This is a genomic window from Streptomyces sp. NPDC031426 (genome assembly GCF_055581585.1).
On the sequence record NZ_JBVIJE010000005.1, the window covers coordinates 19,389 to 44,392 of the forward strand.

A 25,004-nucleotide genomic window follows, 5' to 3' on the forward strand; every position below is an offset into this window, starting at 1 on the left:
CGCGGCAACCTGTGTGGGCCGAACGGGTGAGCAGCGGGTGATAACCATGTGACCTGTGCGTGCCTGTGCTGCCACCTGTGACGGGCCGCCCCGTACCCGGACGAGCGCGGAGCGTGGCCGGAAGCCATCTGCGTCAGGCGCTGATACCCTGGTAGCCCGTGGACCGGTGGGCCCCGAAGGAGAACGAAGGGGTCCCCCGAACCGCAGCGACGGCGCCCCCCGAGATCTCCGGCCGGGAAGCCGCTCCGCATCACAGACAGCGACCACGGGAGCCCCCTCTTGGCCATGCCGCCCAAATCCACGACGACCAAGCACATCTTCGTCACCGGGGGCGTCGCCTCCTCGCTCGGCAAGGGCCTGACCGCCTCCAGCCTGGGCATGCTGCTCAAGGCCCGCGGCCTGCGCGTCGTGATGCAGAAGCTCGACCCGTACCTGAACGTCGACCCGGGCACGATGAACCCCTTCCAGCACGGTGAGGTGTTCGTCACCAACGATGGAGCCGAGACCGACCTGGACATCGGACACTACGAGCGCTTCCTCGACCGTGACCTGGACGGCACCGCCAATGTCACTACAGGACAGGTGTACTCGACGGTGATCGCCAAGGAGCGGCGCGGCGAGTACCTGGGCGACACGGTGCAGGTCATCCCGCACATCACCAACGAGATCAAGCACCGCATCCGGCGCATGGCCACCGACGAGGTGGACGTCGTCATCACCGAGGTGGGCGGCACCGTCGGTGACATCGAGTCGCTGCCCTTCCTGGAGACCGTCCGCCAGGTCCGCCACGAGGTCGGCCGGGACAACGTCTTCGTGGTTCACATCTCTCTTCTGCCCTACATCGGGCCCTCCGGCGAGCTGAAGACCAAGCCCACCCAGCACTCCGTCGCGGCCCTGCGCAACATCGGTATCCAGCCCGACGCGATCGTGCTGCGCTGCGACCGCGAGGTGCCGACCGCGATCAAGCGCAAGATCTCGCTGATGTGCGACGTCGACGAGGCCGCCGTGGTCGCCTGCCCCGACGCCCGCTCGATCTACGACATCCCGAAGGTCGTGCACTCCGAGGGCCTCGACGCCTACGTCGTGCGCAAGCTGGACCTGCCGTTCCGTGACGTCGACTGGACGACCTGGGACGACCTGCTGGACCGCGTCCACAACCCTGACCACGAGATCACCCTCGCGCTGGTCGGCAAGTACATCGACCTGCCCGACGCCTATCTGTCGGTCACCGAGGCGCTGCGCGCCGGCGGCTTCGCCAACCGCGCCCGTGTGAAGATCAAGTGGGTCACCTCCGACGACTGCAAGACCCCGGCCGGCGCCAAGGCCCAGCTGTCCGACGTGGACGGCATCTGCATCCCGGGCGGCTTCGGCGACCGCGGTGTGCTCGGCAAGGTCGGCGCGATCAAGTACGCCCGCGAGAACAGGATCCCGCTGCTCGGCCTGTGCCTGGGCCTGCAGTGCATCGTGATCGAGGCCGCGCGCAACCTGGCCGACATCCCGGACGCCAACTCCACCGAGTTCGACCCGGCCACCGGCCACCCGGTCATCTCCACCATGGCCGAGCAGCTGGACATCGTCGCCGGCGAGGGCGACATGGGCGGAACGATGCGCCTCGGCATGTACCCGGCGAAGCTCGCCGAGGGCTCGATCGTTCGCGAGGTGTACGACGGCAAGGAGTACGTCGAGGAGCGGCACCGCCACCGGTACGAGGTCAACAACGCCTACCGCGCGGAGCTGGAGAAGAAGGCCGGCATCCTCTTCTCCGGCACCTCGCCGGACGGCAAGCTCGTGGAGTACGTGGAGTACCCGCGCGACGTGCACCCTTACCTGGTGGCCACGCAGGCGCACCCCGAGCTGCGCTCGCGGCCGACGCGTCCGCACCCGCTGTTCGCGGGCCTGGTGAAGGCCGCGGTCGAGCGGAAGATCTCGAAGTAACACAAGGGTTGTACGGTGGCCGGGGCGCGCGCATTCAAAACGATCGCGCCCCGGCCGCTTGGCGTTTTGGGGAAGGACAGGGCATGACGATCAAGGACACCGCCGAGGAGTGGGAGATCCGGGCGACGGAGACCCCCTTCGTGGGCAACAAGACCTCGGTCCGCACGGACGACGTGGTCATGCCCGACGGCTCGGTGGCCCGCCGCGACTACCAGGTTCACCCCGGCTCGGTCGCCGTGCTCGCCCTGGACGAGGAGGACCGGGTGCTGCTGATCAACCAGTACCGCCACCCGGTACGGCACAAGCTGTGGGAGATCCCGGCCGGTCTGCTCGACGTGCCCGGGGAGAACCCGCTGCACGCCGCCCAGCGTGAGCTGTACGAGGAGGCGCACGTCAAGGCCGAGGACTGGCGGGTGCTGACCGACGTCTACACCACACCCGGCGGCTGCGACGAGGCCGTACGGATCTTCCTCGCCCGCGATCTTTCCGAGGCGGAGGGCGAGCGGTTCGAGGCGGAGCACGAGGAGACCGACATGGAGCACGCACGCGTGCCGGTCGAAGAACTGGTGCGCCGGGTCCTGGCCGGCGATGTGCACAACAACTGCCTGGTCGTCGGCGTCCTCTCCCTGGTGGCCGCGCGCGGCGGCGACGGCCTCGACGCGCTCCGCCCGGCCGACGCCCCCTGGCCGGCCCGCCCCTTCCAGTCCTGACCAGCAGCCGCGACCTGGCCCAGGGCCGCGGCTGTGGTCGGGCCGCGCCCGTCGCCTGGTACCGGTCCGCGCCCGTGGTCCGGTCCTGAGCTTTAGCCGTGGCCCGGTTCTGCGCAGCGCCCGTGCTCCGGTTCTGGGCCGCGCCTGTCGCCTGGTCCCGTCAGCGCCCCTGGTCCGGTCCTGAGCCGCAGCCGTCGCCCGGTTCTGGGTCGGCGCCCGGGGTCCGGTCCTGAGCCGTGCCCGTGGCCTGGTCCCGGGCCGTGCCTGTGGTGTGGCCCTGAGTCGCAGTCGTCGCCCGGTCCTGTGCCGCGTGCGCCCGTGGTCTGGTCCTGCGCCCCGCCCGTCACCCGGTCCAGGCCGCACCCAGCGCTCGGTCCAAGGCCGCGCTCGTCGCCCCATCCTTGGCCGCACCCGTGACCCCGTTCCCGATCCGCGCCCGGCGTCCGGGACCGCGGTCGATCGGTGTACTGGTGTGACGATCGGCTGATCCGATCAGGGGATCCGTCCGTCGCGCTCGTCACGGCACCTCGCAGGGCGTGAACTAGGCTCTTGCACGCCCGTAGCGGAAGATCCGGCGGGCTTGCGCGTGCGGTGGGACGGGAGTGTGGCCCGTGACGGATCAGGCGGTGGACACGGACGGCGTGCGACTGTCGGCGCACGAGGGTACACAAGACCACTTCCTGGGCCGCACAAGGGAGTTGAAGGAGCTGTGCGCGGACATCGAGCGCGCGGGACTGGACACGCTCTCCGGCCGCAAGGCGCCACGCGCGCGTGTGCTGCTGATCGCGGGCCGTCCAGGGTCCGGCCGGACCGCCCTGGCCGAGGAACTCGTCCGGCAGATCGAGGGCCGATACCCGGACGGGGTGCTGCGGGCCCGGCTCAGCGAGCCCGACGGCACCCCCGTCCCCGTCGGGCGCGCCGCCCGCGAGCTGCTCGCCGCGCTGGAGCTGCCGGCCCCGGCCGGCGCCGCCGAGGACGACCTCACCGAGGCGCTGCGCACCGCCCTCGCCGACCGGCGCGCCCTGCTGCTCCTGGACGACGCGGCCGGCGCCGAGCAGGTCGACGCGCTGCTGCCGCAGGCCCCGGCCTGCCTGGTGGTGGCCGTCTCCTCGGGCCCCCTCACCGGCATCGCGGACGTCCGCCCCTGCACCCTGGGCGGCCTGGACACCAAGTCGGCGGTGGAACTCCTCACCCGCTACACCGGCACCGTCCGCATCACGGTCGACCCACGCGCCGCCGAGAGCCTGGTCGAGGCCTGCCATGGCCATCCGACCGCCCTCGTGCTGGCCGGCGGCTGGCTCGCAGCCCACCCCAAGGCCGCCGTCTCCGACCTCGCCAAACGGCTGCACACGGCGGCCGACGAGGGCCCTGACGGCACCCCGCTCGCCCGTGTCTTCCGGCACGTCCTCGGTGACCTGCCCGGCCCGGCCGCCCGGATACTGCGGCTGCTCTCCCTCGCCCCGGCCGGTTTGATCGACCCGCACACCGCCTCGGCCCTCGCCGGCTGCTCGGTGAGCGCCGCCCGCGCTTTCCTGGACGAGTTCGTCGCCCTCGGCCTGCTGCGCGCGGTGGACTCCCCGCTGCCCCAGTACGACGTCCCCGGCTGCCTGCAACCGCTGCTGCGCGCTCGCGCCGAGAGCCAGGAACGGCCCGCGGAGCTGCAACTGGCCCGGGCCCGGATGCTGGAGCGGACCGTCCGGCTGCTGCAGTCCTGCCGGGCGATCACCGAGACGGACAATACGCAGGCCCGGGAGAGGCTGAGCGCGATGCCCCGCGAGGTGCGCTTCCCCAATCCCAGGGCCGCCGCCGACTGGCTGCGCATCCGGCGCTCCGCGCTGCTCGCGTGCGCACGGCTGGCGGTGGCCGACGGCGAGCTGGACACCCTCGCCCGACGGCTGATGTCCCAGTTGGTCAGGGCCATGGTGGCGCATGTCGGCACGCAGGCCGCGGCGGCCGACCTGTACGAGGTGCACAGCCTGGTCCTGGATGTCGCCGAGCGCCGCGGGCTGTACCGGGAGCAGGCCGCGGCCCTGCTGAACCTGGGCGACGTGGACGCGCGGACCGGCCGTACCCGGGGCGCGCTGGCACGATATCGGTCGGCTCTGGACGCCGGACGCAGAGCAAATGACCCGTACGCCGCCGGTCGCGCAATGGAATCCGTAGGTGGTGCCTACCAGGAACTCGGGGACTACGACCGGGCCACGGACTGGTTCGGCCGGGCCCTCGCCGAGCGGCTGGCGCGCGGCGAGCCCGAGCAGGCCGCCCGGCTGTACGGCCGGATCGCCACCGCCCACACCTACGCGGGCCGCTACGGCGAGGCCCTGCGGAGCTGGCGCGCCGCCGTGGCGGGCTACCGCAGGAGCGGCGATGTCGCCGCCCATGCACGGGCGTTGAGCGAGCTGGCCCGGGTGCAGGAGTACGCGGGACGGTTCGAGGAGTCCCTGCACACCTGCCACGAGGCGGTGGAGTGCGCGCGCCGCGCCCAGGACCTCCGGTTGCAGGCCGCGCTGCACCTCCGGCTCGCCGACACCCTCGAGCACCTGGGGGACCCGGCTGCCGCCCGTCTGCACCGCGCGAAGGCCGGGCGCATGCTGGACGAGGAGGGCTCGGAGGGCGAGGCAAGCCCCAAACAGGACACCGATGCCTGCGAAATCCGCAGTGCATCCAGCGAAGATTGATGCAATGAAAGGCTAGACAGTCGGAACACCTTCATTAAACTGGCTCTGCCGCACGTTCTCCTGCGGTGTCTCCCGGTATGCCCTTGCATGTCTGGGTACGTCTGTAAAGCACCCCCATACCCTCTGAGCCAAGGACCGTGATCGACGTGAAGGTCGGCATCCCCCGCGAGGTCAAGAACAACGAGTTCCGGGTGGCCATCACCCCCGCCGGTGTGCACGAGCTGGTGCGCAACGGCCACCAGGTCGTCATCGAGCGGGGCGCCGGCCTCGGCTCCTCGATCACGGACGAGGAGTACGTCTCCGCCGGTGCCGCGATCCTGGACACCGCCGACGAGGTGTGGGCCACCGCCGACCTGCTGCTGAAGGTGAAGGAGCCCATCGCGGAGGAGTACCACCGTCTCCGCAAGGACCAGATCCTCTTCACCTACCTGCACCTGGCCGCCTCCAAGGAGTGCACGGACGCGCTCATCGAGTCCGGCACCACGGCCATCGCCTACGAGACCGTCGAGCTGCCCAACCGCGCCCTGCCGCTGCTGGCCCCGATGTCCGAGGTCGCTGGCCGGCTGGCCCCGCAGGTCGGCGCCTACCACCTGATGCGCGCGGCCGGCGGCCGTGGCGTGCTGCCCGGTGGTGTCCCCGGGGTGACCCCGGCCAAGGCCGTCGTCATCGGCGGCGGTGTCTCCGGCTGGAACGCCACCCAGGTCGCCGTCGGCATGGGCTTCGAGGTGACCCTGCTCGACCGTGACATCAACAAGCTGCGCGAGGCCGACAAGATCTTCGGTACGAAGGTCAAGGCGATCATGTCCAACTCCTTCGAGCTGGAGAAGGCCGTCCTCGACGCCGACCTCGTCATCGGCGCGGTCCTCATCCCGGGGGCCAAGGCCCCGAAGCTGGTCACCAACGAGCTGGTGGCCCGCATGAAGCCCGGAAGTGTCCTTGTCGACATCGCGATCGACCAGGGCGGCTGCTTCGAGGACTCCCACCCGACGACGCACGCCGAGCCGACCTTCCAGGTGCACAACTCGGTCTTCTACTGCGTCGCCAACATGCCCGGCGCGGTGCCCAACACCTCCACCAACGCCCTCACCAACGCGACGCTGCCCTACATCGTCTCCCTCGCCAACAACGGCTGGGCCGAGGCGCTGCGCCGCGACGCCGCGCTCGCCAAGGGTCTCAACACCCATGACGGCAAGGTCGTTTACAAGGAGGTCGCCGAGGCCCACGGCCTGGAGCACGTGGAGCTGGAGACCCTGCTCGGCTGAGGCAAAAGGCGATTCGTCAACACGACTCGTCAACAGCGCGCAACCGGCCGGACCTTGCCCGACAAGGTCCGGCCGGATGTGTGTATGGTCACTTGGCGACTCTTGGTCAACTCGCCTCGAACGCAACCCTTGGACCGATTCGTACACCGGTGAAACCTGCTGTGCGACGGCCGTACGCCCTTGACAGCGAGATGTTTCATTGCCGACACATCCTGCCGGGTCCGGCGGATTGTGTTGCTGCGGACCGCCGACACGCCATAGAGTCGCCAACCGTCGGCATGGTGCCACGCTGACCTTGTCTAGAAGTTTCCTGGTCACCAAGGAGGTAAGACGACTTGTGAATGAGTCGACATTTTCTCCCGGGGGTGGTCAACCAGGAATGCCTGCACGGGGCCAGGGCCCCGCGGGATTCGAGGCTGTCGGCTCCGTAGCTGTGCGCACCTTCGCAGCCCACCAGAGTCCGGGTCCGCAGACGGCCCGGACAGCACCCCAGAGCATGGATGGCCATCACGTGAACGCCATGGCCGGCGACGGAAGTGGCGCGCCCCACAACCAATTCGCCGACTACGACGAACTGCCCGAGGGGCACTTCTACGACCCCGACGCCGAGTACGAGCCCGATCCGGAGTACGCGGCCACGCTCGCGCCCGACGCGGCCCGCCAGCGCCGTGAGCGCATCGGCCCGACCGGACGCCCGCTGCCGTACTTCCCGATCCCGGGCCCGCTGACCGACCACGGCCCCGCGAAGATCATCGCGATGTGCAACCAGAAGGGCGGCGTCGGCAAGACCACGTCGACCATCAACCTGGGTGCCGCGCTCGCGGAGTACGGCCGGCGCGTGCTGCTCGTGGACTTCGACCCGCAGGGCGCGCTGTCGGTGGGTCTCGGCGTCAACCCGATGGAACTCGACCTGACGGTCTACAACCTGCTCATGGAGCGGGGCATGTCCGCGGACGAGGTCCTGCTGAAGACCGCGGTCCCCAACATGGACCTGCTGCCGTCCAACATCGACCTGTCGGCCGCCGAGGTCCAGCTGGTCTCCGAGGTGGCCCGTGAGTCGACGCTGCAGCGCGCCCTGAAGCCGCTGATGCCCGACTACGACTACATCGTGATCGACTGTCAGCCCTCGCTCGGTCTGCTCACCGTCAACGCCCTGACGGCCGCTCACAAGGTGATCGTGCCGCTGGAGTGCGAGTTCTTCGCCCTGCGCGGTGTGGCTCTGCTGACCGAGACCATCGAGAAGGTCCAGGAGCGGCTCAACCCCGAGCTCGAACTGGACGGCATCCTCGCCACGATGTACGACTCGCGCACGGTCCACAGCCGTGAGGTCCTGGCCCGTGTGGTCGAGGCGTTCGACGACCACGTGTACCACACGGTCATCGGCCGCACGGTGCGCTTCCCGGAGACCACGGTCGCCGGTGAGCCGATCACCACGTACGCCTCCAACTCCGTCGGTGCCGCCGCCTATCGCCAGCTCGCCAGGGAGGTGCTCGCCCGGTGTCACGCCGAGTGAGTCTGCCCGGGGCCGACGAACTCTTCCGTACGACAGGGGGGACGGCACTGCAGCCGTCGACTCCCCGCCGCTCGGCCAACGGTGAGGCCCGGGTCCCGGCTCCCGCGGGGGAGAGCGACGGCGCGGCCGCCGCGGAGGACGCACCGCCGTCGGTGCCGGTCCAGGGCGGTGACGGCGAGGGCGCGGAGCATGCCGCGGCGGAGGCCGAGCAGGACGGGGCCGGCGAGTCCCGCACCCGCCCGGCGCGGCGGCAGGCGGCGCAGGACGGTTCTGGTGAGCCCTCCGCCGCGGCGCCGCGGAAGCGGGGGCGGGCGGCGGCGCGGCGGCCCAGTGGGCGCGAGCGGCACGACGAGAAGATCACGGTGTATGTGTCGGCCGAGGAGCTGATGGACCTCGAACACGCCCGTCTGGTGCTGCGCGGCGAGCACGGGCTCGCCGTCGACCGCGGGCGCATCGTCCGCGAGGCGGTGGCCGTGGTCCTGGCCGACCTGGAGTCCCGCGGGGACGCGAGCATCCTCGTACGCCGGCTGCGGGGGCGGTAGGGGTAGCCTGCGGGGGCTATGACCTCGAACGACGTTCCCCTCCCCGGCGCCGGCGCCGGCGCCGGCCGCCGGCGTGCGCTGGGGCGGGGTCCAGGGGCTCCGCGTGTAGCTCCGCCGGCTGCGCCGGAGAGCGAGCCGATGGCTGAGGCCGAGGTTCCGGCGCAGGCGAGTGAGCCCGACGGCCTGCCGGAAGAGGCATCCGCTGCCATCCCACCCGGGGAACCGCCGCCCGCGCCCCCCGAAGAACCGACACCCGCCGAGCCGCAAGCCCCCGCAGCCACCGAGCCCGAACCTCCTGCAGCTCCCGACTCCGACGGCTCCGCGCCCGCCGCGCCGGAAGCGCCCGTAGGCGCGGACTCCCATGGGTCTGTGCCCGCCGGGCCGGAGGCTTTCGCCGTTGCCAGGCCGGAAGCTCCCGCAGCCGGCAACCCGGAAGCGCCCGCAGCTGCCGACTCCGATGGGTCCGTGCCCGCTGTGCCGGAAGTGTTGGTGGCCGCCGGGCCGGAGGTTTTCGCAGTTGCCGGGCCGGACGTGCCGGTAGCCGCCGACTCCGATGGGTCCGTGCCCGCCGTGCCGGAAGCGCTGGTGGCCACCGAGCTGGCAGATCCCGTAGCCGGCGACCCGGAAGCGCCCGTAGGTGCCGACTCCTATGGGTCTGTGCCCGCCGGGCCGGAAGTGTTGGTGGCCGGCGGGTCGGAGGTTTTCGCAGTTGCCGGGCCGGACGTGCCGGTAGCTGCCGACTCCGATGGGTCCGCGCCCGCCGTGCCGGAAGCGCTGGTGGCCACCGAGTCGGCAGATCCCGTAGCCGGCGACCCGGAAGCGCCCGCAGCTGCCGACTCCGATGGGTCCGTGCCCGCCGTGCCGGAGGTGCTGGTGGCCGCCGGGTCGGAGGCCTTCGCGGTCGTCGGGCCGGAAGCTCTCGCGCCGGGCGTGCCGGAAGCGCTCGTGGTCGCCGGGCCCAAAGCTCCCGTAGCCGCTGGACCCGGAGAGGCCGTGGAGGCCCAGGGCTCCGTCGACGGTGTTTTCAAGGTGCGGCTCGCCAACTTCGAGGGGCCCTTCGACCTGCTCCTTCAGTTGATCTCCAAGCACAAGCTGGACGTCACGGAGGTCGCCCTCTCCAAGGTCACCGACGAGTTCATGGCGCACATCCGGGCCATGGGGCCCGACTGGGACCTGGATCAGACGACCGAGTTCCTTGTCGTCGCCGCCACGCTGCTCGATCTGAAGGCGGCCCGGCTGCTGCCCGCCGCCGAGGTCGAGGACGAGGCCGACCTGGCGCTGCTGGAGGCGCGGGACCTGCTGTTCGCCCGGCTGCTGCAGTACCGCGCGTACAAACAGATCGCGGACATCTTCAACCGGCGGCTCGACGAGGAAGCCCGGCGTTGGCCCCGTACCGTCGGCCTGGAACCGCACCACGCCGAGCTGCTGCCCGAGGTCGTCATCAGTATCGGCCCCGAGGGGTTCGCCAGGCTCGCGGTCAAGGCGATGCAGCCCAAGCCCAAGCCACAGGTCTACGTCGACCACATCCACGCCCCGCTGGTCAGCGTGCAGGAGCAGGCCGGAATCGTGGTCGCGCGGCTGAAGGAGCTGGGCGAGGCCAGCTTCCGGGCGCTGGTCGGGGACACCGACGACACCCTCACCGTCGTGGCCCGCTTCCTCGCCCTGCTGGAGCTGTACCGCGAGAAGGCCGTCGCCCTGGAACAGGAGACCGCGCTCGGCGAGCTGCTCGTGCGCTGGACCGGTGGGGACACCGACACCGCACCGATGGTCACCGACGAGTTCGACCGGCCGCCGGAGCAGCCCAAGGAGGACAAGAAGGAGGACAAGAAGGTATGAGCGAGACCACAGAGCTCTCCCCGGGGCTGCGCGGCGTCGCCGATCTCGCCCTCAAGCCCGCCCTGGAGGCCATGCTCATGGTCGTGGACGAGCCCGCGACCGAGGAGCACCTCGCCAAGCTGCTGGAGCGGCCGCGGCGGCAGGTGGCGGACGCGCTGCGGGAGCTGGCCGACGAGTACACCGTGCAGGGCCGCGGCTTCGAGCTGCGGTTCGTCGCGGGCGGCTGGCGCTTCTACACCCGCGCCGACTACGCGCCCGCCGTCGAGCGGCTGGTCCTGGACGGCCAGACCGCCCGGCTCACCCAGGCCGCGCTGGAGACCCTCGCGGTCGTCGCCTACCGCCAGCCGGTCAGCCGCAGCCGTGTCTCCGCGGTACGCGGAGTCAACTGCGACGGTGTGATGCGCACCCTCCTGCAACGGGGTCTGGCCGAGGAGGCGGGCACGGAACCCGAAACAGGTGCGATCCTGTACAGGACGACGAACTACTTCCTGGAGCGGATGGGCCTGCGTGGCCTGGACGAGCTTCCGGAGCTCGCGCCCTTCCTCCCGGAGGCGGAGGCGATCGAGGCCGAGACCCAGGAAGGGGTCCCGTCGTTCGACCCGGACGCGCCCGACGCGCCCGGTGCTCAGGACGCAGACGACTAAGACGGAAACCTTGATGCGAAGCAGCGGCAGCGGCAGGAACAGCGGCGGGCGCGGTAACTACCGCGGCGCCGGCAACAACCGGGACGAGCGACAGGGGCAGGGCCGTCCCCGCAAGCCCCGCCCCGAGGAGCGCCGCTACGACGTGGGCCCGGCCGCCTCGAAGGACGGCCCCAAGTCCGGGCGCGGCGGCGCGGCCCGCGGCGGCGCCAAGGGCGGCCCCAAGCAGCCCCAGGAGAGCGGCGGGCGCGGCCGTACGGCCCCCGCCCGCTCGCGTGAGTACGAGGCGCGCGCCGAGGAGCGCAACCGGGAGCGCTACGCCGGCAAGAAGGACATCAAGCTGCCCAAGACCTTCCCGGGCGCCGAGCAGGAGGGCGAGCGGCTGCAGAAGGTCCTCGCGCGCGCCGGCTACGGCTCGCGGCGGGCCTGCGAGGAGTTGATCGAGCAGGCGCGCGTGGAGGTCAACGGCGAGATCGTCCTGGAGCAGGGCCGCCGGGTCGACCCGGAGAAGGACGAGGTCAAGGTCGACGGCCTGACGGTCGCGACGCAGTCGTACCAGTTCTTCTCGCTGAACAAGCCCGCCGGTGTCGTCTCCACGATGGAGGACCCGGAGGGGCGGCAGTGCCTCGGGGACTACGTCACCAACCGTGAGACGCGGCTTTTCCACGTCGGCCGGCTGGACACCGAGACCGAGGGCGTCATCCTGCTCACCAACCACGGTGAGCTGGCGCACCGTCTGACCCACCCCAGGTACGGCGTGAAGAAGACCTACCTCGCGGCGATCGTCGGCCCGATCCCGCGCGACCTTGGCAAGCGACTGAAGGACGGCATCCAGCTGGAGGACGGTTACGCGCGCGCGGACCACTTCCGGGTCGTGGAGCAGACCGGCAAGAACTACCTGGTCGAGGTGACCCTGCACGAGGGCCGCAAGCACATCGTGCGGCGCATGCTGGCCGAGGCCGGCTTCCCGGTCGAGAAGCTGGTCCGCACCGCCTTCGGTCCGATCACCCTCGGCGACCAGAAGTCGGGCTGGCTGCGGCGCCTGTCCAACACCGAGGTCGGGATGCTCATGAAGGAAGTCGACCTCTAAGCCGGCGTACAAAACGCCTTGCCGCGATCACCATCCCTCTTTATTGTCAGGGTGACGATAAAGGGGGATGGTGATCCTATGTCCAAGCGCGCCGCCACCGGGGCACTCCTGGGCCTCGCCCTCGGGGACGCCCTCGGCTTCCCGGCCGAGTTCGACGACGTACCGTCGATCCTCGCCAAGTGCGGGCCCTGGCGGGAGATGGGGCTGCCCAAGCGCGCCTTCGTCTCCGACGACACGCAGATGACCCTCGCCGTGGGACGCGGGCTCAGGACGGCCATGGAGCGTGGATACCTCGCGCCCAAGCGCCTGGAGCGGCCGCTGCGCGCGGAGTTCGTGGACTGGTACCACTCGCCGGAGAACAACCGCGCCCCGGGCCGCACCTGCCTTACCGCGTGCGCCTTGCTGAAGGAGGAGGGCCGACTCTGGCAGGACGCCAGTCAGGTCGGCTCCAAGGGCTGCGGTGCCAACATGCGGGTCGCTCCCGTCGGCCTCGCCCCCGGCCTGAGCGACGAACAGCGCGCCGGCGCCGCCCAGTTGCAGTCCGCGCTCACCCACGGCCACCCGACCGCGCTCGCCGCCTCGGACCTCACCGCCCGCGCCGTCCGCCTGCTCGCCCAGGGCACCGACCCGACGGGTCTGGTCGGACAGCTGCGCTCATACGCCCTCGACCACCGCACGCACTACGACCACACCTGGCTCGGCGACCTGTGGACCCGCGCCCAGGACCCCAGCCCCGAGCACTTCATAGCGCGCGGCTGGGACGAGTGCCTCGCCGTCCTCGACCGCCTCCAGCAGGCCGTGCGGACCGTCTCACCGGAGACCGACCCGTGCCTGGCCACCGGCGCGGGCTGGATCGCCGAGGAGGCCCTCGCCACCGGACTGCTGTGCTTCCTGCTCTTTCCCGACGAGCCTGTCACCGCCCTGCGCCGGGCCGCCTGCTCCTCCGGCGACTCCGACTCCGTCGCCTGCCTCACCGGCGCCTTCGCGGGCGCGTGGCTGGGCGAGGAGGCCTGGCCGGCCGACTGGACCGAGCGGATCGAGTACCGGGGCGATCTGTCGGCGCTGGGCACGCTCTGGGACGCTTAGCCCCATGATCGACGACCTCGACATCGACCTGAAGCCCGTGGTCGCGGAGCAGCCCGACCCCCTGCTGTTCGCGACCGTGTCCGGAGCCCATCTGTACGGCTTCCCCTCGCAGGACTCCGACGTGGACCTGCGGGGCGTCCATCTGCTCCCGGCGGCCGACCTCGTCGGGTTGCGCGAGCCGGAGGAGACCCGCTCCCGGGCCTGGGTGCGCTACGGCGTCGAACTGGACCTCGTCACCCACGATCTGCGCAAGTTCGTACGGCTGATGCTGCGCCGCAACGGCTATGTGCTGGAGCAGCTGCTCTCGCCGCTGGTCGTGCACACCGGGGACACGCACCGGGAGCTGGCCGCGCTCGCCCCCGGCGTCCTCACCAGCCACCACGCCCACCACTACCGGGGATTCGCGGTGACCCAGTGGCGGCTGTTCGAGAAGACCGGCGAACTCAAGCCGCTGCTCTACACGTTCCGGGTGCTGCTCACCGGCATCCACCTCATGCGCAGCGGCGAGGTCCAGGCCCATCTGCCCACGCTGCTGGACCAGCTCGACGCCCCCGGCTATCTGCCCGAGCTGATCGCCGCCAAGGCGGAGCGGGAGCACGGCAGCGCGGATGTCCCGCACGCGCGCGTGGAGGCCGACGTGGAGCGGCTGCACGCCGAGCTCGACGAGGCACAGGCCGCCTCAGCCCTGCCCGACGCGCCCGGTGCGTACGACGCCCTGCACGACCTCGTGGTCCGCGTGCGCCTGGACGGCTGAGTCCCGGCGCACCCGGAACAGGAAGTCGGCCACGCGCGCGTGGTCAGGTTCGGGCGGCAGCGGCGTGCGGTGCAGGGCCTGCTCCGTCTCCGTCCCGAGCCGGGCCATCCACCTCTCGACCTCGGCCCAGGGGACCTCGCCCCGCTTCACCGCGAGCAGGGGCTCGCGCCGGTCGCCGACGTCGAGCCGCAGCTCGCCCGTGCGCAGCAGGTCCCGGGCGCTCATCAGCAGGCGCAGCAGATGCATGGCGTGCTTCCAGCGCGGGGCGCCGTGCGTACGGATGTCGGCGTCCAGTTTCCTGCGCTGGCCGAGGGCGTAGCGGGTGAAGGTGTCGTGGGCCCGGCGGGAGAGGAAGGCCGCGCGCAGGGACAGCAGCTCCCGGCCGGTGTCGTCCAGCCGCTCCACCAGCGGGGAGTGCAGGCACTCCAGGATGTTCGGGTTGCCGCGCAGCGCCAGCTCGCAGAACCGCTCCAGCTCCCAGGAGAACTGCTCCTCGCCCGGCCCCTCCACATGCGTCGGCGGCTTCTCGAACCGCCAGAAGAGGGGGGTGGGGGCGAGGAACACACCCCGCCGGTCGGTGTCGCTCGTGTCCGTGGCCAGGCCGAAGGCCCGGGAACCCATGACGCAGGCGTAGACGGTGTGGTCGCGTACCAGGGTCTCGGGCTGCATGCCGGGAGCGTACGCCGACCCCTCACGTCAGTTTGATCGAATTTCCCTCCACCTTGATCGACTCCTTGGGCAGCGGCCGCTTCGCCGGACCGTGGGCCACCGAACCGTCCCCGATGTGGAACTTGCTGCCGTGGCAGGGGCAGTTGATCGTGCCGTTCGCGACCGTGCTCACCGTGCAGCCCAAGTGCGTGCAGATCGCCGAGAAGGCCTTGAAGTCACCCTTCTTGGGCTGGGTGACGACGACCTTCTTGTCCTTGAAGATCTTGCCGCCACCCTCCGGGATGTCACTGGTACTGGCCAGCTCCTCGCCGGCGCTCGTGGTGGCGCCGCCACCGCATGCCGCGACGGGTGCGAGGACCGCCGCCGCACCCGTCGCCAGAACCGTGCGCCGCGTCGCGCCCTCAGTCATGCCGACCTCCGTACAACACGTCGAATTCGGTGAATACCGGATTCCCCGCATCGTCTCAGCGGTCGGGCGCCGTGCGCTTCGTGCGCGCGTGCTGACTACGCTGGACGGACCAAGAAAAGATCCGCACGTCAGCAGGGAGCAGCGCCGTGGCGGTACGAGCGGTCCGGGCGGCCGTCCCGGTCGGGCGGGACGCGGCCGGACACAGGGACGAGCAGGTCGCAGCCGGCATGAGCCGCGTCTGCCCCGGCGCCGCGGCCGCCCTGCGGGGGGACATCGCACCGTGAGAACCGCACTCGTCATCGGCACCGGCCTCATCGGCACCTCCGCCGCCCTGGCCCTCGTCCAGCGCGGCGTCACCGTCCACCTCGCCGATCACGACCCCCAGCAGGCCCGTACGGCCGCCGCGCTGGGCGCCGGCACCGACGAGGCCCCCGAGGGCCCGGTCGACCTGGCGATCGTGGCCGCCCCGCCCGCCCATGTGGCCGGCGTCCTCGCCGACGCCATGCGCCGCGGTGTGGCCCGCGGCTATGTCGACGTGGCGAGCGTCAAGGGCGGCCCGCGCCGCGAGCTGGAGGCGCTCGGTCTGGACCTGGCGGCGTACATCGGCACCCACCCCATGTCCGGCCGGGAGAAGTCCGGCCCGCTGGCCGCGAGCGCCGACCTCTTCGAGGGCCGTCCCTGGGTGCTCACCCCGACCCGGGACACCGACACCGAGGTGCTGAACCTCGCCCTGGAGCTGGTCTCGCACTGCCGGGCGGTGCCGGTCGTCATGGACGCCGACGCCCACGACCGCGCCGTCGCCCTCGTCTCCCACATGCCCCACCTGGTGTCCAGCATGGTCGCCGCACGTCTGGAGAACGCCGAGGAAGCCGCCGTACGGCTGTGCGGGCAGGGCATCCGGGACGTGACCCGGATCGCCGCCTCCGACCCGCGCATGTGGATCGACATCCTGTCCGCCAACCCGGGCCCGGTCGCCGACCTGCTCTCCGACGTGGCCGCCGACCTGGGCGAGACCGTCGAGGCACTGCGCGCCCTGCAGTCCTCCGACGAGGACAAGCGGCGCGAGGGCACCGCCGGCATCGAGGACGTGCTGCGCCGCGGGAACGCGGGCCAGGTGCGGGTACCCGGCAAGCACGGGTCCGCTCCGCGGGTCTACGAGGTCGTGGCGGTCCTGATCGACGACCAGCCGGGGCAGCTGGCCCGTATCTTCGCCGACGCGGGACGGGCCGGGGTCAACGTCGAGGACGTGCGGATCGAGCATGCGACGGGGCAGCAGGCCGGTCTGGTGCAGCTGATGGTGGAGCCGAAGGCGGTACCGGTGCTGACGGCCGCCCTCCGGGAGCGCGGGTGGGCCCTGCGGCAGTAGCCCGCCGATGTCCGCGCCCGCGCCCGCAGGGCCGGACGAGTGACCCGCACCCAGTAACCTTGTGCAGGGCGCTCTCGCCCCCGCACCCGCCCACACCGCACCAGGAAGGTGTCCCTCCGTGGAAAACGGCGCCGCCCCGACCGCCAAGCCCGTGATCGTCGCGATCGACGGCCCCTCCGGCACGGGCAAGTCGAGCACGTCGAAGGCCGTCGCCGCACAGCTCGGCCTGAGCTACCTGGACACCGGTGCCCAGTACCGGGCGATCACCTGGTGGATGGTGAACAACGGCATCGACCTGGAGGACCCGACCGCCGTCGCCGCCGTCGCGGGCAAGCCGGAGATCGTCTCCGGCACCGACCCGGCCGCCCCGGCCATCACGGTCGACGGCGTCGACGTGTCCGGCCCGATCCGCACCCAGGAGGTCACCTCCAAGGTCAGCGCGGTCAGCGCGGTGCCGGAGGTGCGCGCCCGGATCACCGAGCTGCAGCGCTCGCTTGCCGTCGGCGCCGAGAACGGCATCGTGGTCGAGGGCCGTGACATCGGTACGACCGTCCTCCCGGACGCCGATCTGAAGATCTTCCTCACCGCCTCCCCGGAGGCCCGTGCGGCCCGCCGCAGCGGTGAGCTGAAGGGCGCCGACATCCACGCCACCCGCGAGGCGCTGATCAAGCGGGACGCGGCTGACTCCTCCCGCAAGACCTCGCCGCTCGCCAAGGCCGGCGACGCGGTCGAGGTGGACACCACCGAGCTCACCCTCGCCCAGGTCATCGAGTGCGTCGTCACCCTGGTCGAGGAGAAGCGGGCCGGGAAGTGAGCCTTCCGTCAGCTCCCGCGGAGAAGCTGCCCTCGGTGCGGGGCGCCGAGGTCGGGCGGCGCATCGGCGTCGGCCTGATGTACGGGCTGTTCAGGCCGCGCGTGCTCGGCGCCTGGAAGGTGCCCACGAGCGGTCCGGTGATCTTCGCCGTGAACCACTCCCACAACATCGACGGCCCGATGGTCATGGGCGTGGCACCCCGGCCCACACACTTCCTGATCAAGAAGGAGGCGTTCGTCGGCCCGCTGGACCCCTTCCTGACCGGCATCGGCCAGGTGAAGGTGGATCGCGCCACCGCCGACCGCGCCGCGATCACCCGGGCCCTCGGCGTGCTGGAGGCCGGGGGAGTGCTGGGCATCTTCCCGGAGGGCACCCGGGGTGAGGGCGACTTCGCCTCGCTGCGCGCCGGGCTCGCCTACTTCGCCGTACGCAGCGGGGCACCGATCGTGCCCATAGCCGTACTGGGAAGTTCCGACAGGCGCGGGCGGTTGATAAAGGGGCTCCCGCCCCTGCGTTCGCGCATAGACGTCGTCTTCGGCGACCCCTTCGAGGCGGGCGACGGCAGCGGCCGGCGCACCCGCACGGCGCTGGACGAGGCGACCGAGCGCATCCAGAAGCAGCTCACCAGCCACCTGGAAAACGCCAGGCGCCTGACCGGGCGCTAGGCGACACTTGAGTAGTGGATCAGCCCACCAGGGGTCATCCCGTCAGGGGCCTGTTCCACCGATCACCACGAAGAACGACGAGGTACGGACTACATGAACGACGACATCCAGCCCGGCGACTCGGCTGAGCACGAGTACGACCACGGGGCTCTCGGCGACGCCGAGTACGCGGAGTTCATGGAGCTCGCCGCGGAAGAGGGCTTCGACATCGAGGACGTCGAGGGCGCCATCGAGGCCGCGGGCCACGGTCCGCTGCCCGTGCTCGCCGTCGTCGGCCGCCCCAATGTCGGCAAGTCGACCCTGGTGAACCGGATCATCGGCCGCCGCGAGGCGGTCGTCGAGGACAAGCCGGGCGTCACCCGCGACCGCGTCACCTACGAGGCCGAATGGGCCGGCCGCCGCTTCAAGGTCGTCGACACCGGCGGCTGGGAGCAGGACGTCCTCGGCATCGACGCCTCCGTGGCCGCCCAGGCCGAGTACGCCATCGAGGCGGCCGACGCGGTCGTCTTCGTCGTGGACGCCAAGGTCGGCGCGACGGACACCGACGAGGCGGTCGTACGGCTGCTGCGCAAGGCGGGCAAGCCGGTGGTGCTGTGCGCCAACAAGGTCGACGGCCCGAGCGGCGAGGCCGACGCGGCCTACCTGTGGAGCCTCGGCCTCGGTGAGCCGCACCCCGTCTCGGCGCTGCACGGCCGCGGCACCGGCGACATGCTCGACGCGGTCCTGGAGGTACTGCCGGACGCGCCGCGCGAGACCTTCGGCGGCACCGGCATCGGCGGCCCGCGCCGGATCGCCCTGATCGGCCGCCCGAACGTCGGCAAGTCCTCCCTGCTGAACAAGGTGGCCGGCGAGGAGCGCGTCGTCGTCAACGAGCTGGCGGGCACCACCCGCGACCCGGTCGACGAGCTGATCGAACTGGGCGGCGTGACCTGGAAGTTCGTCGACACCGCGGGCATTCGCAAGCGCGTCCACCTCCAGCAGGGCGCCGACTACTACGCCTCCCTGCGCACCGCGGCCGCGGTGGAGAAGGCGGAGGTCGCCGTCATCCTGATCGACGCCTCCGAGAACATCTCCGTGCAGGACCAGCGGATCGTCACCATGGCCGTCGAGGCGGGCCGCGCGATCGTCCTCGCCTACAACAAGTGGGACACCCTCGACGAGGAGCGCCGCTACTACCTGGAACGCGAGATCGAGACCGAGCTGGGCCAGGTCGCCTGGGCCCCGCGCGTGAACGTCTCGGCGCGCACCGGCCGACACATGGAGAAGCTGGTCCCCGCGATCGAGACCGCCCTCGCCGGCTGGGAGACCCGGGTCCCCACCGGCCGCCTCAACGCCTTCCTCGGCGAGCTGGTCTCGGCCCACCCGCACCCGATCCGGGGCGGCAAGCAGCCGCGCATCCTGTTCGGCACCCAGGCCGGCACCAAGCCCCCGCGCTTCGTCCTCTTCGCCTCGGGCTTCATCGAGGCCGGCTACCGGCGCTTCATCGAGCGCCGCCTGCGCGAGGAGTTCGGCTTCGAGGGCACCCCGATCCACATCTCCGTGCGGGTGCGCGAGAAGCGCGGCGCGAAGAAGAAGTAACGGCGGTACGACGTGAAGGGCGGCACCTGGTCCTCCAGGGGCCGCCCTTCACGTCGTAGGCGGGTCACACACCGCGACGCGGCCCCGGCGGCAGCGCCGCCGGCACATGCTGCATCCCGCTGTCCTGATGCTGCCGCCCGAGCGTGCCCACCCGCTGCCACTGCGACTGCTGCCGCGCGCTGTACGCGCCCGCGCTGTAGGCGCTGTACGTGCTGCTGAACGACCCCGCCCGGTGGCCCCCGTAGCCCCCCGTGCGGTCGGGCAGCTGCCCGAAGGGGCTGAACGTCAGCCCCTCCTCCCCGCTGCGGTCACCCGGCAGCGTACGAAAGGTCTTGACCCACTCCGCGTAGAGCGAGTCGTAGATCGGCGTGGCCGAGCCCCCACCGCCCCCGTCGTGCGCCAACCGCGCAGAGGGAACAGAGACGAAGGCGGACCGGCGGGGAGGGGGAGCGTCGTATGCGTGCACGTATGTCCAAACGACCGGGGCCCCAAAGGGATGCGGTCACGGAATCAGGGGCGCCGGACTGTGCTGATATGCGCGGGAAGGAATCACGTGCCCGCAAGAGGAAGCGCCGCCGCGACCAGCTTTCCGTTCGCCGCCGCCTTGTCGAGGGACTCCCGCAGCAGGTCCTCCCGCGGCTGCCGGCCGATGGAACCCACCGGCGCAGCGAACATCAGCACCTGCTGGTGCTTGTTCGCGGCGGCCCGCCAGCTGTCCGTCACCTGCAGCGGCTGATGCGCCTGCCACCAGGCCACCGGCTGCCCGCCGCTCGCCGAGGGCTGCAGCACCGCGTGCAGCTGGCCCACGGCGAGCAGCACCGACCAGCCGTGCAGCACCGGCGGCACGGACGCCAGCTCGGTCAGCGGCATGAACCCCTGCTCGATGAGCAGTGGCAGGAAGTCGTCGCCCGTCCCGGTGGAGCCCGGACGCACGATCGGCGAGGTCGGCTCGACGACGAGCGCGGGGTGCAACTCTCCCTCGATCAGGACGAGTCCGCTGGTCACGCCGAGCACGGCCTGCTCGGGCCCGGCCTTCTGCGGCTCACCCGCGGCGGCGGAGCCCGCGGCCCCGGAGCCCGCGGTGCCGCCGCCGATGGACCGGACGGCGCCCTGCAGCTGCTCCTCGGTGACCTGGACGACCTGCGAGGGCAGGCAGCTGGCGTGGGCGAAAGCAAGGACGGCGGTCTCGTCGCCGACGAACAGAACGGTGCTGGTGCGCTCCTGCTCGGAGTCGCCCGGGGTGCGGCAGGACGTGCAGTCGTAACTGCCCGGGGCGTTCTCTCCGGCGAGCAGCCGGTCGGCTTCTTCGTCGCCGATCTCGGCGCGTACGGCGTCACTGACGTCGAGCATGCGCGGCACGGTGGCTCCTCGGGATGCGGTGCTGGGTCGGCCGGGTGGCTCCCGGCCGCTGAGTCCCGGGGTTCCGGGCTCATGAAGAAGACAACGGACGTCCTGTGGTGGGAGTCACGCCCCGAGGGCAACCGGTTCGAACCAAGCGGCGCACACGGTCACCAACGGTCCGGAATTCGCTACTCATGGTCAACTCGTCGCCTCGTCAAGGAACTTGGAGTGGTGAAGTGGGTCACAGATCGCTTCAGCCGTTGGTCGAAAAATCAGGAAATCAGCGGATGTAGTGGGTGGCCGAAAATCGCCGATACTCGCGGTAACGGGCAACTGGCCTGGAATGACAGTGAGTTGGTTGATTCCGACCGCTCGTCCTCCTTACATTCCTCCGCCGTGTGCAACGAGCACCGCTCGGGTACGTCCGACGCCCGGCACCGGCACAGCACCACCGCCGGCACCGGTCACACGGACGGGGCGGGCACGCACGACCGCGGTCCTGCGCGGCGAGGCGTGCTCCGCCCGGGGGAGCCCGGGTTCGTGGAGAGGGAATTACATGTCCGAGTGTGCCGATACCACCCGCAACACCGCCCGTCCCGACGGCGCCCGCAAGGGCCGTACGACGGCCGCGCTGGCCGGAGCCGCACTGCTGGCCCCGCTGGGACTGCTGGCCGCCACCGGCAACGCCGCCGCGGCGGACAACGGAGTGTGGGACCGCATCGCCCAGTGCGAGAGCGGCGGCAACTGGCACATCAACACCGGCAACGGCTACTACGGCGGGCTCCAGTTCTCCGCCGGCACCTGGCGCGCGTACGGCGGCACCGCCTACGCCCCGACGGCCGACCAGGCCTCCAGGAGCGCCCAGATCGCCGTCGCCACCGAGGTCCAGCAGGCCCAGGGCTGGGGCGCCTGGCCGGTCTGCTCGGCCCGCGCCGGAGCCTTTGGCGCGGCCCCGGCGGCCGCGACCACCGGTACGAGCGTCGACAAGGGCAGCGTGACGACGAAGTCCGCCCCGGCGAAGGCGCCGGAACGCCCGGCCGGCCACACCAACCGCAGCGAGTCCCGCGGTACGGGTGACTACACCGTCCGCGAGGGCGACACCCTGAGCGCCATCGCCGAGCGGCACGGCACCACCTGGCAGCGGATCTACGCCGCCAACAAGAAGGTCATCGGCGACGACCCGAACCTGATCGTGCCCGGCCAGCGCCTCGCGCTCTGAACACCGAGCACCCGCGCAGAACAGCCGCTGTCCGTCGAGGACAGTGGCTGTCCGCGTTCCCTGACAGACTCGGCCCCATGTTGGAGACCTCGGCACGTCTGCTGCGCCTGCTCTCGCTGCTCCAGGCCCACCGCGAGTGGTCCGGCGCCGAACTCGCCGGCCGGCTCGGCGTCACGACGCGCACGGTCCGCCGGGACGTGGACCGGCTGCGCGAGCTGGGCTACCCGGTCAACGCCAGCCCCGGCACCGGCGGCGGCTACCAACTGGGCGCGGGCGCCGAACTCCCGCCGCTGCTGCTGGACGACGACGAGGCCGTGGCCGTGGCCGTCGGCCTGCGCACCGCCGCCGGGCAGGGCATCGAGGGCATCGGCGAGACCTCGGTGCGCGCCCTCGCCAAGCTCGAACAGGTGCTGCCGGGCCGGCTGCGCCGCCGGGTGAGCGCCCTGGGCGCCTACACCGTGCCGATGCTGCGCGGCGGCCCGCCGGCCGCGGACGTCGACCCGGCGCTCCTCACCGGACTGGCCAACCTGTGCCGGGACGCCGAGCGGCTGCGCTTCGAGTACCGCACGCACGACGGCGCGGACAGCCGCCGCACCGTCGAGCCGCACCGGCTGGTGTGCACCGAGCGGCGCTGGTATCTGGTCGCCTGGGACGTCGACCGGGCGGACTGGCGGACCTTCCGCGTCGACCGCATCACTCCCAAGCCCCCGCACGGGCCCCGCTTCACCCCGCGCGAGCCCCCCGCCGAGGACCTGGCCGCCTACGTCTCGAAGGGCGTCTCCACGCGCGCGTACGCCACGCACTCCGCCGTACGGCTGCTGGTGCCGCTGCACGAGGCCGCCGAGCGCATCTCGCCGTCCGCCGGGACGCTGGAGGCGGACGGGGAGGACGCCTGCGTCCTGCGCAGCGGAGCGCCGAACCTGGAGGTGATGGTCATTCACATCATGATGACCGGCTTCCCCTTCGAGGTGATCGAGCCCGCCGGGCTGACCGGGGAGATCAGGCGGATCCGGGACCGGCTCGACGCGGCGCTGGCGCGGGGTCCGGTGCAGGCTCCTTCGCCGCGTACTCCGGGTGATGCAGGTCGAACGCCGGGGACTCCGAGCGGATCCGGGGCAGCGCGTTGAAGTTGTGCCGGGGCGGCGGGCAGGAGGTCGCCCACTCCAGCGAGCGGCCGTAGCCCCAGGGGTCGTCGGTCTCGACCTTCTCGCCGTACCTGGCGGTCTTCCAGACGTTGTAGAGGAACGGCAGCGTCGACAGGCCCAGCAGGAAGGAGCCGATCGACGAGACCGTGTTGAGCGCGGTGAAGCCGTCGGCCGCCAGATAGTCGGCGTACCGGCGGGGCATGCCCTCGGCGCCCAGCCAGTGCTGCACCAGGAACGTGGTGTGGAAGCCGGTGAACAAGGTCCAGAACTGGATCTTCCCCAGCCGCTCGTCCAGCATCTTCCCGGTGAACTTCGGCCACCAGAAGTAGAAGCCGCCGAAGACCGCGAAGACGACCGTGCCGAACACGACGTAGTGGAAGTGCGCCACGACGAAGTACGAGTCCGTGACATGGAAGTCCAGCGGCGGGGAGGCCAGGATCACCCCGGTCAGACCGCCGAACAGGAACGTCACCAGGAAGCCCGTCGCCCACAGCATCGGCGTCTAGAAGGACAGCGAGCCGCCCAGCATCGTGCCGGTCCAGTTGAAGAACTTCACGCCCGTGGGCACCGCGATCAGGAACGACATGAAGGAGAAGAACGGCAGCAGTACCGCGCCGGTGGCGAACATGTGGTGCGCCCACACCACGATCGACAGCCCGGTGATCGCCATGGTCGCGGCGACCAGTGTCAGATAGCCGAAGATCGGCTTCCGGCTGAACACCGGGATGATCTCGGTGATGATCCCGAAGAACGGCAGCGCGATGATGTACACCTCGGGATGCCCGAAGAACCAGAACAGGTGCTGCCACAGCAGCGCCCCGCCGTTGCCCGCCTCGAACACCTGGGAGCCGAACCGCCGGTCCGCCTCCAGCACCAGCAGTGCCGCCGCCAGCACCGGGAACGCCAGCAGGATCAGGATCGACGTGAACAGCGTGTTCCAGGTGAAGATCGGCATCCGGAACATCGTCATGCCCGGCGCGCGCATCCCGACGATCGTGGTGACGAAGTTGACCGCGCCGAGGATCGTCCCGAAGCCGGACAGCGCCAGCCCCATGATCCACAGGTCCGGGCCGACGCCGGGGGAGTGCAGGGAGTCGTTGAGCGGCGCGTAGGCGAACCAGCCGAAGGCCGCGGGCCCGTCCGGGGTGAGCAGCGAGCCGAGCACGATCAGCCCGCCGAAGGTGAACAGCCAGTACGACAGCATGTTCAGGCGCGGGAAGGCCACGTCCGGCGCACCTATCTGCAGCGGCATCAGCTCGTTGGCGAAGCCCGCGAAGCTCGGGGTCGCGAAGAGCAGCAGCATGATCGTGCCGTGCAGCGTGAACAGCTGGTTGTACTCCTCGTTGCTCATGATCTGGAGTCCCGGCCGGGCCAGTTCCGCGCGCATGAGCAGCGCCATGACCCCGCCGGCCAGGAAGAAGCCGAACGCCGTGATCAGGTACAGATGCCCGATCTTCTTGTGGTCGGTGGTGGTGAGCCAGTCGACCACCACCCGGCCGGCCCGGTTCCTGCCGCGCGCCGGCCCTGCCGACGCCCCTACGGTCTCGGTCCCCATCGCTCGCCCGCCCCTTCGCATCGTCGCGCCCGGGCCTGCCGCCCCGCGTACCCGCGGACCGGCGCCATGATGCTCGCGGGGTCACCCGTTCCGACAGGGGGCGTGGCGCTGATGTGCTGAATCCGTGAAAATTCCCATGCGGCGTCAGATGGCCCGGCCGCGCTGCCGGATTGCGCGGGGATTCACACCCCCGGGG

The 25,004-nt window shown here is 71.3% G+C and carries 22 protein-coding genes and 1 pseudogene; 18 read left to right on the forward strand and 5 right to left on the reverse strand.

Features of this window, described 5'->3' with window-relative positions; all coding sequences use genetic code 11:
- The first annotated feature begins 285 nt into the window (after positions 1-285).
- The 11 genes from ACZ5NH_RS10795 to ACZ5NH_RS10845 all read left to right on the forward strand — a co-directional run bounded on the left by ACZ5NH_RS10795 (position 286) and on the right by ACZ5NH_RS10845 (position 14,047).
- Entirely contained in the window at positions 286-1,935 is a 1,650-nt protein-coding gene (locus ACZ5NH_RS10795; protein ID WP_450982285.1) for a CTP synthase, read from the forward strand.
- Between the two features lie 83 nt (positions 1,936-2,018).
- Positions 2,019-2,645 (forward strand): NUDIX domain-containing protein, encoded by a 627-nt coding sequence (locus ACZ5NH_RS10800; protein WP_450982286.1) that lies wholly within the window; start codon positions 2,019-2,021, stop codon positions 2,643-2,645.
- Between the two features lie 611 nt (positions 2,646-3,256).
- A complete protein-coding gene (locus tag ACZ5NH_RS10805; protein WP_468774274.1) occupies positions 3,257-5,323 on the forward strand; it encodes a tetratricopeptide repeat protein in 2,067 nt (688 codons plus the stop codon).
- 146 nt (positions 5,324-5,469) lie between these two features.
- Positions 5,470-6,585: an alanine dehydrogenase gene (gene ald, locus ACZ5NH_RS10810; RefSeq protein WP_451552776.1), complete on the forward strand. Its 1,116-nt coding sequence runs from the start codon at positions 5,470-5,472 to the stop codon at positions 6,583-6,585.
- A 379-nt stretch (positions 6,586-6,964) separates the two neighbouring features.
- On the forward strand, positions 6,965-8,098 hold the full coding sequence (locus ACZ5NH_RS10815; protein ID WP_451552773.1) for a ParA family protein: 1,134 nt from the start codon (positions 6,965-6,967) through the stop codon (positions 8,096-8,098).
- Positions 8,083-8,640: a hypothetical protein gene (locus ACZ5NH_RS10820; protein WP_388636831.1), complete on the forward strand. Its 558-nt coding sequence runs from the start codon at positions 8,083-8,085 to the stop codon at positions 8,638-8,640. Before ACZ5NH_RS10815 ends, ACZ5NH_RS10820 begins: the two co-directional genes overlap by 16 nt.
- Positions 8,641-9,489: 849 nt before the next feature.
- Positions 9,490-10,476, forward strand: a complete 987-nt coding sequence (locus tag ACZ5NH_RS10825; protein ID WP_468774276.1) for a segregation and condensation protein A — start codon at positions 9,490-9,492, stop codon at positions 10,474-10,476.
- Positions 10,473-11,120, forward strand: coding sequence for an SMC-Scp complex subunit ScpB (gene scpB, locus ACZ5NH_RS10830; RefSeq protein WP_468774278.1), 648 nt, complete (start codon positions 10,473-10,475; stop codon positions 11,118-11,120). Before ACZ5NH_RS10825 ends, scpB begins: the two co-directional genes overlap by 4 nt.
- A gap of 13 nt (positions 11,121-11,133) precedes the next feature.
- Positions 11,134-12,207 carry a pseudouridine synthase gene (locus ACZ5NH_RS10835; protein WP_468774280.1) on the forward strand — a complete coding sequence of 358 codons (1,074 nt, stop codon included), beginning with the start codon at positions 11,134-11,136 and terminating at the stop codon, positions 12,205-12,207.
- 78 nt (positions 12,208-12,285) lie between these two features.
- On the forward strand, positions 12,286-13,293 hold the full coding sequence (locus ACZ5NH_RS10840; RefSeq protein ID WP_468774282.1) for an ADP-ribosylglycohydrolase family protein: 1,008 nt from the start codon (positions 12,286-12,288) through the stop codon (positions 13,291-13,293).
- Between the two features lie 4 nt (positions 13,294-13,297).
- Entirely contained in the window at positions 13,298-14,047 is a 750-nt protein-coding gene (locus ACZ5NH_RS10845; RefSeq protein WP_388636845.1) for a nucleotidyltransferase domain-containing protein, read from the forward strand.
- On the opposite strand, the gene ACZ5NH_RS10850 is transcribed toward ACZ5NH_RS10845, so the two are convergent.
- Together ACZ5NH_RS10850 and ACZ5NH_RS10855 are read right to left on the reverse strand one after the other, a co-directional pair.
- Positions 13,973-14,716 carry a nucleotidyltransferase domain-containing protein gene (locus ACZ5NH_RS10850; protein WP_468774284.1) on the reverse strand — a complete coding sequence of 248 codons (744 nt, stop codon included), beginning with the start codon at positions 14,714-14,716 and terminating at the stop codon, positions 13,973-13,975. The genes ACZ5NH_RS10845 and ACZ5NH_RS10850 overlap by 75 nt on opposite strands.
- 22 nt (positions 14,717-14,738) lie before the next feature.
- Positions 14,739-15,125 carry a Rieske (2Fe-2S) protein gene (locus ACZ5NH_RS10855; protein ID WP_468774286.1) on the reverse strand — a complete coding sequence of 129 codons (387 nt, stop codon included), beginning with the start codon at positions 15,123-15,125 and terminating at the stop codon, positions 14,739-14,741.
- A gap of 146 nt (positions 15,126-15,271) precedes the next feature.
- On the opposite strand from ACZ5NH_RS10855, the gene ACZ5NH_RS10860 reads away from it, so the two are divergent.
- The 5 genes from ACZ5NH_RS10860 to der all read left to right on the forward strand — a co-directional run bounded on the left by ACZ5NH_RS10860 (position 15,272) and on the right by der (position 19,548).
- Positions 15,272-15,409, forward strand: a complete 138-nt coding sequence (locus ACZ5NH_RS10860; protein WP_468774288.1) for a hypothetical protein — start codon at positions 15,272-15,274, stop codon at positions 15,407-15,409.
- A complete protein-coding gene (locus ACZ5NH_RS10865; protein ID WP_451552765.1) occupies positions 15,406-16,491 on the forward strand; it encodes a prephenate dehydrogenase in 1,086 nt (361 codons plus the stop codon). Before ACZ5NH_RS10860 ends, ACZ5NH_RS10865 begins: the two co-directional genes overlap by 4 nt.
- 118 nt (positions 16,492-16,609) lie before the next feature.
- Positions 16,610-17,305, forward strand: coding sequence for a (d)CMP kinase (cmk, locus tag ACZ5NH_RS10870; protein ID WP_451552764.1), 696 nt, complete (start codon positions 16,610-16,612; stop codon positions 17,303-17,305).
- Positions 17,263-17,970 carry a lysophospholipid acyltransferase family protein gene (locus ACZ5NH_RS10875; RefSeq protein WP_468774291.1) on the forward strand — a complete coding sequence of 236 codons (708 nt, stop codon included), beginning with the start codon at positions 17,263-17,265 and terminating at the stop codon, positions 17,968-17,970. The genes cmk and ACZ5NH_RS10875 overlap by 43 nt, the downstream gene beginning before the upstream one ends.
- A gap of 93 nt (positions 17,971-18,063) precedes the next feature.
- Positions 18,064-19,548, forward strand: a complete 1,485-nt coding sequence (gene der, locus ACZ5NH_RS10880) for a ribosome biogenesis GTPase Der (RefSeq protein WP_388626589.1) — start codon at positions 18,064-18,066, stop codon at positions 19,546-19,548.
- A 64-nt stretch (positions 19,549-19,612) separates the two neighbouring features.
- On the opposite strand, the gene ACZ5NH_RS10885 is transcribed toward der, so the two are convergent.
- Positions 19,613-20,014: a hypothetical protein gene (locus ACZ5NH_RS10885; protein WP_468774293.1), complete on the reverse strand. Its 402-nt coding sequence runs from the start codon at positions 20,012-20,014 to the stop codon at positions 19,613-19,615.
- Between the two features lie 83 nt (positions 20,015-20,097).
- Positions 20,098-20,907 (reverse strand): hypothetical protein, encoded by an 810-nt coding sequence (locus tag ACZ5NH_RS10890; protein WP_468774295.1) that lies wholly within the window; start codon positions 20,905-20,907, stop codon positions 20,098-20,100.
- A gap of 538 nt (positions 20,908-21,445) precedes the next feature.
- Here ACZ5NH_RS10890 and ACZ5NH_RS10895 point away from each other — a divergent pair.
- Positions 21,446-22,108 (forward strand): transglycosylase family protein, encoded by a 663-nt coding sequence (locus ACZ5NH_RS10895; protein ID WP_468774297.1) that lies wholly within the window; start codon positions 21,446-21,448, stop codon positions 22,106-22,108.
- A gap of 77 nt (positions 22,109-22,185) precedes the next feature.
- Positions 22,186-23,235: a helix-turn-helix transcriptional regulator gene (locus ACZ5NH_RS10900; protein ID WP_468774299.1), complete on the forward strand. Its 1,050-nt coding sequence runs from the start codon at positions 22,186-22,188 to the stop codon at positions 23,233-23,235.
- Here the strand turns inward: ACZ5NH_RS10900 and ctaD are convergent.
- Positions 23,147-24,808 (reverse strand): annotated as a pseudogene (gene ctaD / locus ACZ5NH_RS10905) (aa3-type cytochrome oxidase subunit I); the annotation flags it as partial. The gene ACZ5NH_RS10900 and the pseudogene ctaD sit on opposite strands and share 89 nt — an antisense overlap.
- Positions 24,809-25,004 lie beyond the last annotated feature (196 nt).